Below are 15,167 nucleotides of genomic sequence, written 5' to 3'. Positions count from 1 at the left end.
CCGCTATTTTTGGAATAGCGGGTTTTTGAATACAATACGATAAAGAGGTGTGACACCGTGAGTCATTATTATGATGCACATCCTGATGCAACACCAGATGAGAGAGAAATTAGCTATCATTATCAGCAACACGAACTGCCACTCACAACAGATGCAGGTGTGTTTTCTCGTGATAAAGTTGATTTCGGCTCTGATTTATTGATACAGACATTTTTAAATGAACACCCGCCAGGTCAATTGAAAAGGATTATTGACGTCGGTTGTGGTTATGGACCGATTGGTTTAATGGTGGCCAAAGTTGCACCCCATGATCATATTACAATGTTAGATGTAAACCATCGTGCATTAGCATTAGCTAAAAGAAATGCCAAAGCGAATGGCATCTCAAATGTGACGATACAAGAGAGTGATGGGTTAGCAATGATAGAAGACGAAGCATGTGACTACGTTTTGACTAATCCACCTATTCGTGCTGGTAAACTAGTGGTTCACCAAATTTTGACAGATGCATACCGCGTACTTAAAACTGAGGGTGCATTGTATGTCGTTATACAAAAAAAGCAAGGGATGCCTTCTGCTAAGAAAAAAATGGATGAGGTTTTTGGAAACGTCTCATCTGTCAAAAATAGTAAAGGTTACCACATATTAAAGAGTTTTAAATCTTGATTTTAAATATTGACTATGATATAGTTGTAAGATGAAATAATTATGTTCAATAAGTGTGTACTTTTACGGTTAAAGTTTCATTGTAACATTTCAAAATAAGACTTATAGAATAGAAAATGGTGTCATCGATTATGTGCTACCGTTTTCTTTTTGTCTTGTTACATGATGAGAACTGAAAAGTGTTCGCACAATTTTTGAGGGGTGAATCTGTTTGGCAGGTCAATTTGTCCAATATGGAAGACATCGTAAACGTAGAAACTACGCAAGAATTTCAGAAGTTTTAGAGTTACCAAACTTAATTGAAATTCAAACAAAATCGTATGATTGGTTCTTAAAAGAAGGTCTTTTAGAAATGTTCCGTGATATTTCTCCAATCGAAGACTTCACGGGTAATCTTTCATTGGAATTTGTAGATTATAGATTAGGTGAACCGAAGTATGATTTAGAAGAATCAAAAAACCGTGATGCAACATATGCGGCACCATTACGCGTTAAAGTTCGTCTAGTTATTAAAGAAACAGGCGAAGTGAAAGATCAAGAAGTATTTATGGGAGATTTCCCTTTAATGACAGAAACAGGTACTTTTGTAATTAATGGTGCGGAACGTGTCATTGTATCTCAATTAGTTCGTTCACCGTCTGTCTACTTTAATGAAAAGTTAGATAAAAATGGTCGTGTGAACTATGATGCGACTGTTATCCCTAACCGCGGTGCATGGTTAGAGTATGAAACAGATGCGAAAGATGTAGTTTATGTACGTATTGATAGAACAAGAAAGTTACCATTGACAGTATTATTACGTGCATTAGGTTATTCAACTGACCAAGAAATCATTGATTTAATTGGAGACAATGAATACTTAAGAAACACTTTAGAAAAAGATAGCACTGAAAATACAGAACAAGCATTATTAGAAATTTATGAACGTTTACGTCCAGGTGAACCACCAACGGTAGAAAATGCTAAAAGCTTATTGTATTCTCGTTTCTTTGACCCTAAACGTTATGATTTAGCAAGCGTAGGACGTTATAAAGCAAATAAAAAATTACATTTAAAGCACCGCCTATTCAATCAAAAATTAGCTGAACCTATTGTAAATACTGACACAGGTGAAATTGTTGCTGAAGAAGGCACAGTTTTAGATCGTCGTAAGTTAGACGAAATCATGGATGTTCTTGAAACAAATGCTAACGCACAAGTATACGAACTTCCTAATAGTATTATCGATGAACCTGTAGAAGTACAATCTATTAAAGTTTATGTACCAAATGATGATGAAGAACGCACAACAACTGTAATTGGTAATGCATTCCCAGATTCAGAAGTGAAATGTATTACACCTGCTGACATCGTAGCGTCTATGTCATACTTCTTTAACTTATTACATGGTATCGGTTATACAGATGACATTGACCATCTTGGTAATCGTCGTTTACGCTCAGTTGGTGAATTATTACAAAACCAATTCCGTATTGGTTTGTCAAGAATGGAACGTGTGGTACGTGAAAGAATGTCTATTCAAGATACAGACTCCATCACACCACAACAATTAATTAACATTCGCCCAGTGATTGCATCAATAAAAGAGTTCTTCGGTAGCTCACAATTGTCACAATTCATGGACCAAGCGAACCCACTTGCTGAGTTAACACACAAACGTCGTTTATCAGCTTTAGGACCTGGTGGTTTAACACGTGAACGTGCACAAATGGAAGTTCGTGACGTACACTATTCTCACTATGGTCGCATGTGTCCAATTGAGACACCAGAGGGTCCAAACATTGGTTTGATCAACTCACTTTCAAGTTATGCACGTGTGAATGAATTTGGATTCATTGAAACACCATACAGAAAAGTAGACCTTGAAACAAACACAATTACAGACCGTATTGATTACCTTACTGCGGATGAAGAAGACAGTTATGTTGTTGCGCAAGCGAACTCAAGACTTGATGAAAACGGACGCTTTATCGATGACGAAATCGTTTGTCGTTTTCGTGGTAACAACACAACTATGGCTAAAGAAAAAATGGACTACATGGACGTATCGCCTAAACAAGTTGTTTCAGCTGCGACAGCATGTATTCCGTTCTTAGAAAACGATGACTCTAACCGTGCATTGATGGGTGCGAACATGCAACGTCAAGCAGTACCATTGTTAAACCCAGAATCACCATTTGTAGGTACAGGTATGGAACACGTAGCTGCACGTGATTCAGGTGCTGCTGTTATTTCTAAGTATCGTGGCCGCGTTGAACATGTTCAATCAAGCGAAGTTTTAGTACGTCGCTTAGTTGAAGAAAATGGTCAAGAAGTAGAAGGCGAATTAGACCGTTACCCATTAGCGAAATTCAAACGTTCAAACTCAGGTACATGTTATAACCAACGTCCTATTATCGCAGCAGGCGATATTGTTGAAAAAGGCGAAATTCTTGCAGATGGTCCATCTATGGAACTCGGAGAAATGGCTTTAGGTCGAAATGTTGTTGTTGGATTTATGACTTGGGATGGTTATAACTACGAGGATGCCGTAATTATGAGTGAGCGTCTTGTTAAAGATGACGTTTATACTTCAATTCACATCGAAGAATATGAATCTGAAGCTCGAGACACAAAACTTGGACCTGAAGAAATTACACGTGATATACCAAACGTTTCAGAAAACGCACTGAAAAACTTAGATGACCGCGGTATTGTATACGTTGGCGCAGAAGTAAAAGATGGTGATATTTTAGTCGGTAAAGTAACGCCTAAAGGTGTTACTGAATTGACAGCAGAAGAACGCCTATTACATGCGATCTTTGGTGAAAAAGCACGTGAAGTTCGTGATACGTCATTACGTGTGCCACACGGTGCAGGCGGTATCGTTCTTGATGTTAAAGTGTTTAACCGTGAAGAAGGCGATGATTCACTTTCACCAGGTGTGAACCAACTTGTTCGTGTATATATCGTTCAAAAACGTAAAATTCATGTAGGGGACAAAATGTGTGGTCGTCACGGTAACAAAGGTGTCATCTCTAAAATTGTTCCTGAAGAAGATATGCCGTACTTACCAGATGGCCGTCCAATCGACATCATGTTAAACCCACTAGGTGTACCATCACGTATGAATATCGGACAAGTTTTAGAGTTACATTTAGGTATGGCTGCTAAAAACTTAGGTATTCACGTTGCTTCACCAGTATTTGACGGTGCCAACGATGAAGACGTATGGTCTACAATTGAAGAAGCAGGTATGGCGCGTGACGGTAAAACAGTACTTTACGATGGCCGTACAGGAGAACCATTTGACAACCGTATTTCAGTTGGTGTGATGTACATGTTGAAACTTGCGCACATGGTAGATGATAAACTTCACGCACGTTCAACTGGACCATATTCATTAGTTACACAACAACCTCTTGGTGGTAAAGCACAATTTGGTGGACAAAGATTTGGTGAGATGGAGGTATGGGCACTCGAAGCTTATGGTGCAGCATATACACTTCAAGAGATCTTAACATACAAATCAGATGACACTGTAGGTCGTGTGAAAACTTATGAAGCGATCGTTAAAGGTGAAAACATTTCAAGACCAAGTGTTCCTGAATCATTCCGCGTATTGATGAAAGAGCTACAAAGTTTAGGTCTTGATGTTAAAGTGATGGATGAACAAGACAATGAAATTGAAATGCGCGATTTAGATGAGGATGATATTCCAGATCGTAAAGTCAATATTCAACCATCTACTGTTCCAGAATCTCAAAAAGAATTTAACGAATAAATGCATGTTGAAAATCAAAAACGATCTTGAATAGGAGATCGCAAAGTTGCATGAGACGTCATAGCGTGCCGATAGTTATGCACGTTCAATGTAACTTTTAAGGATTTAATTGCGTTAAGAACATGAGACGCGTTAAAGACTTAACCTGAACTTGATTAAAACGAAAGGAAGACGAGTGGCGCTTTTGCTACTCGAGAAGGGAGATGTGTGGAAACCTACACGCATCTTCTCTATCCTGTTTGTTAAATAGACATTGCTTTAATATATTATGAAATCGTGTGAATCAATCAACTAGCACAGCTAATTTAAACTAAAGGAGGTAGGCTCCTTGATTGATGTAAATAAATTCCATTACATGAAAATAGGACTCGCTTCACCTGAAAAAATCCGCTCTTGGTCATATGGTGAGGTCAAAAAACCAGAAACAATTAACTATCGTACTTTAAAACCAGAAAAAGATGGTCTATTCTGTGAAAGAATTTTCGGACCTACTAAAGACTGGGAATGTAGTTGTGGGAAGTATAAACGTGTACGTTACAAAGGTATGATTTGTGACCGATGTGGTGTAGAAGTGACAAAATCAAAAGTACGTCGTGAACGTATGGGTCACATTGAGTTAGCAGCTCCAGTTTCGCATATTTGGTATTTTAAAGGAATCCCAAGCCGTATGGGTCTTTTGTTAGACATGTCACCACGTGCTTTAGAAGAAGTTATTTATTTTGCTTCTTATGTCGTTGTGGATCCAGGTCCAACAGGCTTAGAAAAGAAAACATTGCTTTCTGAAGCAGAATTCCGTGAATATTATGATAAATTCCCTGGTCAATTCACTGCAAAAATGGGTGCTGAAGGGATTAAAGATTTATTAGATGAGATTGATTTAGATCAAGAATTAAAAGTATTACGTGACGAATTGGAATCTGCAACAGGTCAACGTTTAACACGTGCCATCAAACGTTTAGAAGTTGTTGAGTCATTCCGTAACTCTGGTAACAACCCAGCTTGGATGATTTTAGACGTACTTCCAATTATTCCACCTGAGATTCGTCCAATGGTTCAACTCGATGGTGGTCGTTTTGCTACAAGTGATTTGAACGACTTATACCGTCGTGTTATTAACCGTAACAATCGTTTAAAACGTTTGTTAGATTTAGGTGCGCCCGGAATCATCGTTCAAAACGAAAAACGTATGTTACAAGAAGCTGTGGATGCGTTAATCGATAACGGTCGTCGTGGTCGCCCTGTAACAGGACCAGGTAACCGTCCATTAAAATCACTTTCACATATGTTAAAAGGTAAACAAGGTCGTTTCCGCCAAAACTTGTTAGGTAAACGTGTAGACTATTCAGGTCGTTCAGTAATCGCAGTAGGTCCAAACTTAAAAATGTACCAATGTGGTTTACCGAAAGAAATGGCATTAGAATTGTTCAAACCGTTTGTAATGAAAGAATTAGTGCAACGTGAAATTGCAACAAACATCAAAAATGCTAAAAGTAAAATTGAGCGTACTGAAGACGAAGTTTGGGACGTTTTAGAAGATGTTATTATTGAACACCCTGTACTTTTAAACCGTGCGCCAACATTGCACAGATTAGGTATCCAAGCGTTCGAACCTACATTAGTTGAAGGCCGTGCGATTCGTTTGCACCCACTCGTTACAACTGCCTATAACGCAGACTTTGACGGTGACCAAATGGCGGTTCACGTTCCATTATCTAAAGAAGCACAAGCAGAAGCACGTATGTTGATGCTTGCTGCACAAAACATCCTAAACCCTAAAGATGGTAAACCAGTCGTAACACCATCACAAGACATGGTATTAGGTAACTATTACTTAACATTAGAACGTAAAGACGCTGTTAATACAGGAATGATGTTTAACGATACGAATGAAGTAATCAAAGCTTATGCGAATGGCCATGTACATTTACACACACGTATTGGTGTCCAAGCTTCTTCATTCAACAACCCTACATTTACTGAGGAACAAAATAACAAAATTTTAGCGACATCTGTAGGTAAAGTCATCTTTAACGAAATTATTCCGGACTCATTTGCGTACATTAATGAGCCAACAGCAACAAACCTTGAGAAAAACACACCAGATAAATACTTTGTTGATCCATCAGAACTTGGTGAAGGTGGTCTAGCTGAGTACTTTGAAAATACTGAACTTGTTCCACCATTCAACAAAAAATTCTTGGGTAATATTATCGCAGAAGTGTTCAATCGCTTTAGCATTACAGATACGTCTATGATGCTTGACTTGATGAAAGACCTAGGATTTAAATATTCATCAAAAGCAGGTATTACAGTAGGTGTAGCAGACATTGTTGTATTACCAGATAAACAAGAAATCTTGGATGAGTCAGAAAAATTAGTTGAGCGTGTTCAAAAACAATTCAACCGTGGTTTATTAACGGAAGAAGAACGTTATAATGCGGTTATTGAAATTTGGACAAATGCAAAAGATAAAATCCAAGCTAAATTGATGAAATCACTTGATAAAACGAACCCAATCTTCATGATGAGTGACTCAGGTGCCCGTGGTAACGCATCTAACTTTACGCAACTTGCAGGTATGCGTGGTTTAATGGCCGCACCATCTGGTAAAATCATCGAACTTCCAATCACTTCATCATTCCGTGAAGGTTTAACGGTATTAGAGTACTTTATCTCTACTCACGGTGCGCGTAAAGGTCTTGCCGATACAGCACTGAAAACTGCCGACTCTGGTTACTTGACACGCCGTCTTGTTGACGTTGCACAAGATGTCATTGTTCGTGAAGAAGACTGTGGTACAGACCGTGGCTTACTCGTTTCAGATATTAAAGAAGGTACTGAAATGATCGAACCATTTATTGAACGTATCGAAGGTCGTTATTCAAAAGAAACTGTACGTCATCCTGAAACAGGTAAAATTATCATTCGCCCAGACGAATTAATTACACCAGAAATCGCTAAAGAAATTACGGATGCTAGTATTGAAGAAATGTATATTCGCTCTGCATTTACATGTAACACAAGACATGGTGTCTGTGAAAAATGTTACGGTAAAAACTTGGCAACAGGTGAAAAAGTCGAAGTTGGTGAAGCAGTAGGAACAATTGCTGCACAATCTATCGGTGAACCTGGTACACAATTAACAATGCGTACATTCCACACAGGTGGGGTTGCTGGTAGCGATATTACACAAGGTTTACCACGTATCCAAGAGATTTTCGAAGCGCGTAATCCTAAAGGTCAAGCTGTTATTACAGAAATTGAAGGTGTGATTGATAACATCACAGTTGGCAAAGATAGACAACAAGAAATCGTTGTTAAAGGTGCGAACGAAACACGCTCATATCTTGCCTCTGGTACATCACGCTTGAAAGTAGAAATTGGCCAATCCGTAGAACGTGGTGAAGTATTAACTGAAGGTTCAATTGAGCCGAAAAACTTCCTTGCAGTTGCTGGTTTAACAGCGACAGAAGAATACTTGCTTAAAGAAGTTCAAAAAGTTTATCGTATGCAAGGTGTAGAAATCGACGATAAACACGTTGAGGTTATGGTACGTCAAATGTTACGTAAAGTTCGTATCATTGAAGCAGGTGACACGAAATTATTACCAGGATCACTTGTTGATATCCATAACTTTACAGATGCGAACCGCGAAGCCTTTAAAGAACGTAAGCGTCCTGCGACTGCGAAACCAGTCTTGTTAGGTATTACAAAAGCTTCTCTTGAAACAGAAAGCTTCTTGTCAGCTGCATCCTTCCAAGAAACAACACGTGTTCTTACAGATGCTGCGATTAAAGGTAAACGTGATGACTTACTCGGACTTAAAGAAAATGTTATCATTGGTAAATTAATTCCTGCAGGTACGGGTATGAAACGCTACAGTAAAGTTGATATTGAAAAAGACGAAGCGCCACAACAAGGCCTTGAAGAGCAAGTCATTATCGACTAATTTGAATCATTGAAGTAAGTTGTAATATTGGGATCTGTCAATATATGATCTGTACTGACAGAAATAAAAGGTAGGGGCTGATTTCGATATCGTGTATACAATATTGAAATCAGACTGCCTGCATCCCCAATATAAGATTGACTGGTATTCACAAGTCTCTAAAAATCAATATTTATTGCGAATAACAGTTGACGAAGTATTTATGAAAATGATAATATAGTAAAGGTTGATGCAAGCAAGTACTTTGGAGGATATGTAAATGTCTAATGAAAAAGTCACACGCTTAAACAAACAAGCCTACGTTGTTGGTTTAAAAGAAACGCTAAAAGCGCTTCAAAAACAACGTGTAAAAACATTGATTATCGGTGAAGATGTTAATGTGCATCTCTTAGCACGCGTGTTATGCTTTGCCAATCAAAATAAGATACCTATCGAATTCTTTTCAAGCCGAAAAGCATTGGGAGAATATGTTGGTATAAATGTAAAAGCAACAGTTGTTGCTTTGCTCAAATGAGATTAGTAAGTTTTTGCTTACTAAATTTTATTTAACCTAAAAATGAACCACCTGGATGTGTGGGATTAAGAAATGAAGAGAGGAGGAAACTTGAAATGCCTACTATTAACCAATTAGTACGTAAACCAAGAAAAAGCAAAACTCAAAAATCAGACTCACCAGCTTTAAATAGAGGTTTCAATAGTCAAAAGAAACAATTCACTAAATTGAATTCTCCACAAAAACGTGGCGTATGTACACGTGTGGGTACTATGACACCTAAAAAACCTAACTCAGCGTTACGTAAATATGCACGTGTTCGTTTATCAAACAACATTGAAATCAACGCATACATTCCTGGTATCGGACACAACTTACAAGAGCACAGTGTTGTACTTGTACGTGGTGGACGTGTAAAAGACTTACCTGGTGTGCGTTACCATATCGTACGTGGTGCGTTAGATACATCTGGTGTTGATGGTCGTATGCAAAGCCGTTCATTATACGGTACTAAAAAACCTAAAAAATAAGGTTAAAAGATTGTAAATCAGCCTTTTAATCATGACTGATAGAATATAAATATACTATAATAGGAAGGGAGGACTTGTATTATGCCTCGTAAAGGATCAGTACCTAAAAGAGATGTGTTACCGGATCCAATTCACAACTCTAAGTTAGTAACAAAATTAATCAACAAGATTATGTTAGATGGTAAACGTGGAACTGCTCAACGTATTCTTTATTCAGCGTTCGACCTAGTTCAAGAACGTTCAGGTCGCGATGCTATGGAAGTTTTCGATGAAGCAATTAACAATATTATGCCAGTACTTGAAGTTAAAGCTCGCCGTGTAGGTGGTTCAAACTATCAAGTGCCTGTAGAGGTTCGTCCAGAGCGTCGTACAACTTTAGGTTTACGTTGGTTAGTAAACTATGCGCGCCTTCGTGGTGAAAAAACGATGGAAGAGCGTTTAGCTAACGAAATCTTAGACGCAGCAAACAATACTGGTGGTGCAGTTAAGAAACGTGAGGACACTCACAAAATGGCTGAAGCGAACAAAGCATTCGCTCACTATCGCTGGTAAGATATGTGCTAATTCCCTGAGCAATTCTAGTATCAGTAATCAACTTGCATTTTGCTTGTTTGAGAGAACTGTACGTGCTTAGGGTAAAGCTATATCTAAATATATTATCCTATTATTCTGGAAGGAGAAAGAATACCCATGGGAAGAGAATTTTCTTTGAAAAACACGCGTAATATCGGTATCATGGCACACATTGATGCGGGTAAAACGACTACTACTGAACGTATTCTTTATTACACTGGACGTATCCACAAAATTGGTGAAACACATGAAGGTGCTTCACAAATGGACTGGATGGAACAAGAACAAGACCGTGGTATTACGATTACTTCAGCCGCTACAACTGCAGCATGGAATGGTCACCGTGTTAACATCATCGACACACCAGGACACGTAGACTTCACTGTTGAAGTTGAACGTTCTTTACGTGTACTTGATGGTGCAGTGACAGTATTAGATGCGCAATCAGGTGTTGAACCTCAAACTGAAACAGTTTGGCGTCAAGCAACAACATACGGCGTACCACGTATCGTATTTGTAAACAAAATGGACAAATTAGGTGCTAACTTTGATTATGCAGTAAGCACTTTACATGATCGTTTACAAGCAAACGCAGCACCAATCCAATTACCAATTGGTGCAGAAGATGACTTCAATGCCATCATCGACTTAGTTACAATGAAATGTTTCAAATACACAAATGATTTAGGAACAGAAATTGAAGAAACTGAAATTCCTGAAGACCACCGTGAACGTGCAGAAGAAGCACGTGAAACATTAATCGAAGCTGTTGCTGAAACAAATGATGACTTGATGGAAAAAATCTTCAGTGAAGAAGAAATCACTGTTGACGAACTTAAAGACGCTATTCGTCAAGCAACAACAGACGTTGAATTCTACCCTGTATTATGTGGTACAGCGTTCAAAAACAAAGGTGTTCAATTAATGCTTGATGCTGTTATTGACTACCTTCCTTCTCCGTTAGATGTTAAACCAATCATTGGTCATCGTGCGGATGATCCTGATGAAGAAGTGATTGCGAAAGCAGACGACGATGCTGACTTCGCTGCACTTGCATTTAAAGTTATGACTGACCCATACGTTGGTAAGTTAACATTCTTCCGCGTATACTCAGGTACTTTAACTTCAGGTTCTTATGTTAAAAACTCAACAAAAGACAAACGTGAACGTGTAGGTCGTATCCTTCAAATGCACGCAAACTCACGTCAAGAAATCAGCACTGTATATTCTGGTGATATCGCAGCTGCTGTAGGTCTTAAAGATACTGGTACAGGTGACACGCTTTGTGGAGAGAAAAATGACATCATCCTTGAGTCAATGGAATTCCCAGAGCCAGTTATCCACTTATCAGTTGAACCAAAATCTAAAGCTGACCAAGATAAAATGACTCAGGCGCTTGTGAAACTTCAAGAAGAAGACCCAACTTTCAAAGCGCATACAGATGAAGAAACAGGTCAAGTTATCATTGGTGGTATGGGTGAACTTCACCTTGACATCATTGTTGACCGTATGAAAAAAGAATTTAACGTTGAAGCTAACGTAGGTGCGCCAATGGTGTCTTATCGTGAGACATTCAGACAATCTGCTGCAGTTCAAGGTAAATTCTCTCGTCAATCTGGTGGTCGTGGTCAATACGGTGATGTACACATTGAATTCACACCAAACGAAACAGGTGCAGGTTTCGAATTCGAAAATGCTATCGTTGGTGGTGTAGTTCCTCGTGAATACATTCCATCAGTTGAACAAGGTCTTAAAGATGCTATGGAAAATGGTGTCTTAGCTGGTTACCCATTAATCGATGTTAAAGCAAAATTATTTGATGGTTCATACCACGATGTCGACTCATCTGAAATGGCCTTCAAAATTGCTGCATCTTTAGCGCTTAAAGAAGCTGCTAAAAAATGTGATCCAGTTATCTTAGAACCAATGATGAAAGTAACTATCGAAATGCCTGAAGAATACATGGGTGATATCATGGGTGACGTTACTGCCCGTCGTGGACGTGTAGATGGTATGGAACCACGTGGTAACGCACAAGTGGTAAACGCTTATGTACCACTTTCAGAAATGTTTGGTTACGCAACTTCATTACGTTCTAACACGCAAGGTCGCGGTACTTATACAATGTACTTTGATCACTATGCAGAGGTGCCAAAATCAATCTCTGAAGAAATCATCAAAAAGAACAAAGGCGAGTAATTCAATCATTACAAATTAGCGCGAATCATGTTAATATGACTAAGGGCAAGCCTTGTTTATAAATTGATTTTTTCAGTAAAATGATTTATAAAGGAAATATCATTATCTATCTCATGTTGGTGAGTAACTTTCATGAGAGATATTTAAAATATTAATTCTTATTCAAAGAGGAGAGATTTCATAATGGCAAAAGAAAAATTCGATCGCTCAAAAGAACATGCCAATATTGGTACTATCGGTCACGTTGACCATGGTAAAACTACTTTAACAGCTGCTATCGCAACTGTATTAGCTAAAAACGGTGACTCTGTTGCACAATCATACGACATGATTGACAACGCGCCAGAAGAAAAAGAACGTGGTATCACAATCAATACTTCACACATCGAATACCAAACAGACAAACGTCACTATGCACACGTTGACTGTCCTGGACACGCTGACTATGTTAAAAACATGATCACTGGTGCTGCTCAAATGGACGGTGGTATCTTAGTAGTATCTGCTGCTGATGGTCCAATGCCACAAACTCGTGAACACATCCTTTTATCACGTAACGTTGGTGTACCAGCATTAGTTGTATTCTTAAACAAAGTTGACATGGTTGACGATGAAGAATTATTAGAATTAGTTGAAATGGAAGTTCGTGACTTATTATCTGAATACGACTTCCCAGGCGATGACGTACCTGTAATCGCTGGTTCAGCATTAAAAGCTTTAGAAGGCGAACCAGAATACGAAGAAAAAATCTTAGAATTAATGCAAGCTGTTGATGATTACATTCCAACTCCAGAACGTGACTCAGACAAACCATTCATGATGCCAGTTGAGGACGTATTCTCAATCACTGGTCGTGGTACAGTTGCTACTGGTCGTGTTGAACGTGGTCAAATCAAAGTTGGTGAAGAAGTTGAAATCATCGGTTTAGCTGAAGAATCTTCTAAAACAACTGTTACTGGTGTAGAAATGTTCCGTAAATTACTAGACTACGCTGAAGCTGGTGACAACATTGGTGCTTTATTACGTGGTGTTGCACGTGAAGACATCAACCGTGGTCAAGTATTAGCTGCTCCTGGTTCAATTACACCACACACAAAGTTTAAAGCAGAAGTTTACGTATTATCTAAAGACGAAGGTGGTCGTCACACTCCATTCTTCTCTAACTACCGCCCACAATTCTATTTCCGTACTACTGACGTAACTGGCGTTGTTCACTTACCAGAAGGTACTGAAATGGTTATGCCTGGCGATAACGTTGAAATGGAAGTTGAATTAATTTCACCAATCGCTATCGAAGACGGTACGCGTTTCTCAATTCGTGAAGGTGGACGTACTGTAGGATCAGGCGTTGTTACTGAAATCGAAAAATAATTCATCTATTTGATGAGATAAAAGAGCTAGCCCTGTTGGGTTAGCTCTTTTTATATTGGCGCTCTGTCAAATCAGACTGATAAGCAAAGTATAGGGGTAAAGTAGTATCGCGTTACTTAATCTCTTTTTTGATGCGTTTCAAAATGATTCATACATAAAATGATAGACTGCACTACTAAACTATTTATAGAAGGGATACAATATAAAGCTAGCTTATCTAGAGAGCAATGCTAAAAATAACTATCTTTTCTTGTCTCCGCATCATGAACAAAGCTATAAGTAACTACTGTTATGAGTTGAATTAAAAGATCAATGGTATCTTACTAGTAAAAGTATTCTATTAATTCAATAGTACACTTCCATTTGAAATGTATTGCTTTTAAGCGTTAAAGTGTGTATGATAGAAATTATCTAAATATTCTCACTTCACTTTTGATTGCGGGATATGATCCCGTTGAGTGTATTGTGTATAAGATGGGATAAATTAAACTATTTAATTTGAATTGGAAAGTGGGAAAACCATGGAGAATTTGACAGCAAAGCAATTTGTAATGAATATTTTGAATGGCATGGCTATTGGTGTCGTCGTTGTGCTTATTCCAGGTGCATTACTAGGAGAATTAATGAAAGTATTAGTACCTGTTCTGCCATTTTTGAAACCTATCGTAGGGGCTTTGGCATTGTCTAATGCGATGATGGGACTCGTGGTGGGTGTATTAACCGGTTTAAACTTTAAATTTAATCCAATCCAAGCTACGGCATTGGGATTAGCGACGATGTTTGCATCAGGTGCAGCGCAATTTGGAAAAGAAGGTATGATTATACTTAAAGGTACGGGCGATGTAATCAACATGGGACTGACAGCAGCATTAGGAGCAGCAGTGATTTTGTTTATCGGTGATAAGTTAAAAGCCTATACGATTTTAGTGATACCACTTATATTACTCGTAGGCGTTGGCTTTATTGGACGCTTGATGTTGCCGTACGTCATGCAAATCACCACATGGATTGGACATGGGGTCGCAGCACTATTGAGCCTTCAGGCAGTCGTGATGTGTATCATCATAGCAGTGATATTTAGCATAATGATTGTGTCGCCGATTACAACTGTAGGTATTTCACTTGCGATTTCAATTTCAGGCATTGGTGCAGGTGCAGCAAATATTGGTATTTGTGCAGCTGGTTTCGGATTTGCGATATTAGGTTGGTCAGTTAATACGAAAGGAACAAGTGTGGCACATTTTATTGGCTCGCCTAAAATGTCGATGGCGAATGCAGCGCAAAAGCCTATTATTTTACTACCTATTGTGTGTACAGCGGCTTGTTGTGGTCTGATTGCTTCTCTATTAAATATTATTGGCACACCTATGAGTGCAGGTTTTGGATTTAGTGGCTTAGTAGGACCCATTAATTATTTAAATTTAGTAGACGGTGGTTGGAATATAACTAATTTTATAAAAATGTTAGTTGCTTTTATTATTGCGCCGGTTGGATTCAATTTCTTATTTAAATATCTATTTATGCGTGTGTTCCCCATTGTGAAACCTGAAGATTATCGTTTGAATATTTAAAGCGTTAGCTGAAGAATTGTCCCATTCAATTGAAAATCGCTTCAACCTATAC

Annotated in this window: 9 protein-coding genes; all 9 read left to right on the top strand. The window is 38.5% G+C overall.

Annotated elements, in window-relative coordinates; all coding sequences use genetic code 11:
• The first annotated feature begins 57 nt into the window (after positions 1–57).
• The 9 genes from C1H58_RS09200 (at position 58) to C1H58_RS09160 (ending at position 15,115) form a co-directional block, all read left to right on the top strand.
• Entirely contained in the window at positions 58–666 is a 609-nt protein-coding gene (locus tag C1H58_RS09200; RefSeq protein ID WP_060830368.1) for a class I SAM-dependent methyltransferase, read from the top strand.
• Positions 667–877: 211 nt separating this feature from the next.
• Positions 878–4,429 carry a DNA-directed RNA polymerase subunit beta gene (gene rpoB / locus C1H58_RS09195; RefSeq protein ID WP_050331762.1) on the top strand — a complete coding sequence of 1,184 codons (3,552 nt, stop codon included), beginning with the start codon at positions 878–880 and terminating at the stop codon, positions 4,427–4,429.
• Positions 4,430–4,757: 328 nt separating this feature from the next.
• Positions 4,758–8,378, top strand: coding sequence for a DNA-directed RNA polymerase subunit beta' (gene rpoC / locus C1H58_RS09190; protein ID WP_165546019.1), 3,621 nt, complete (start codon positions 4,758–4,760; stop codon positions 8,376–8,378).
• Positions 8,379–8,637: 259 nt separating this feature from the next.
• Positions 8,638–8,892 carry a ribosomal L7Ae/L30e/S12e/Gadd45 family protein gene (locus C1H58_RS09185; protein ID WP_165546018.1) on the top strand — a complete coding sequence of 85 codons (255 nt, stop codon included), beginning with the start codon at positions 8,638–8,640 and terminating at the stop codon, positions 8,890–8,892.
• A 95-nt stretch (positions 8,893–8,987) separates the two neighbouring features.
• A complete protein-coding gene (rpsL, locus tag C1H58_RS09180) occupies positions 8,988–9,401 on the top strand; it encodes a 30S ribosomal protein S12 (protein ID WP_016424304.1) in 414 nt (137 codons plus the stop codon).
• Between the two features lie 81 nt (positions 9,402–9,482).
• The gene (gene rpsG / locus C1H58_RS09175; protein WP_014614746.1) at positions 9,483–9,953 is read left to right on the top strand and encodes a 30S ribosomal protein S7; all 471 of its coding nucleotides are present in this window, start codon (positions 9,483–9,485) and stop codon (positions 9,951–9,953) included.
• A gap of 138 nt (positions 9,954–10,091) precedes the next feature.
• Positions 10,092–12,173 (top strand): elongation factor G, encoded by a 2,082-nt coding sequence (gene fusA / locus C1H58_RS09170; RefSeq protein WP_050331760.1) that lies wholly within the window; start codon positions 10,092–10,094, stop codon positions 12,171–12,173.
• 183 nt (positions 12,174–12,356) lie between these two features.
• A complete protein-coding gene (tuf, locus tag C1H58_RS09165) occupies positions 12,357–13,544 on the top strand; it encodes an elongation factor Tu (protein WP_016424306.1) in 1,188 nt (395 codons plus the stop codon).
• A gap of 521 nt (positions 13,545–14,065) precedes the next feature.
• Positions 14,066–15,115, top strand: a complete 1,050-nt coding sequence (locus C1H58_RS09160; protein ID WP_103356310.1) for a PTS sugar transporter subunit IIC — start codon at positions 14,066–14,068, stop codon at positions 15,113–15,115.
• Positions 15,116–15,167: the final 52 nt, after the last annotated feature.

The sequence above is a fragment of the Staphylococcus sp. 191 genome, from assembly GCF_011174885.1.
Taxonomy (GTDB): Bacteria; Bacillota; Bacilli; order Staphylococcales; family Staphylococcaceae; genus Staphylococcus; species Staphylococcus coagulans.
The sequence above is the reverse complement of the archived record's forward strand: the minus strand, read 5'-3'. Positions and strand labels throughout refer to the sequence as shown.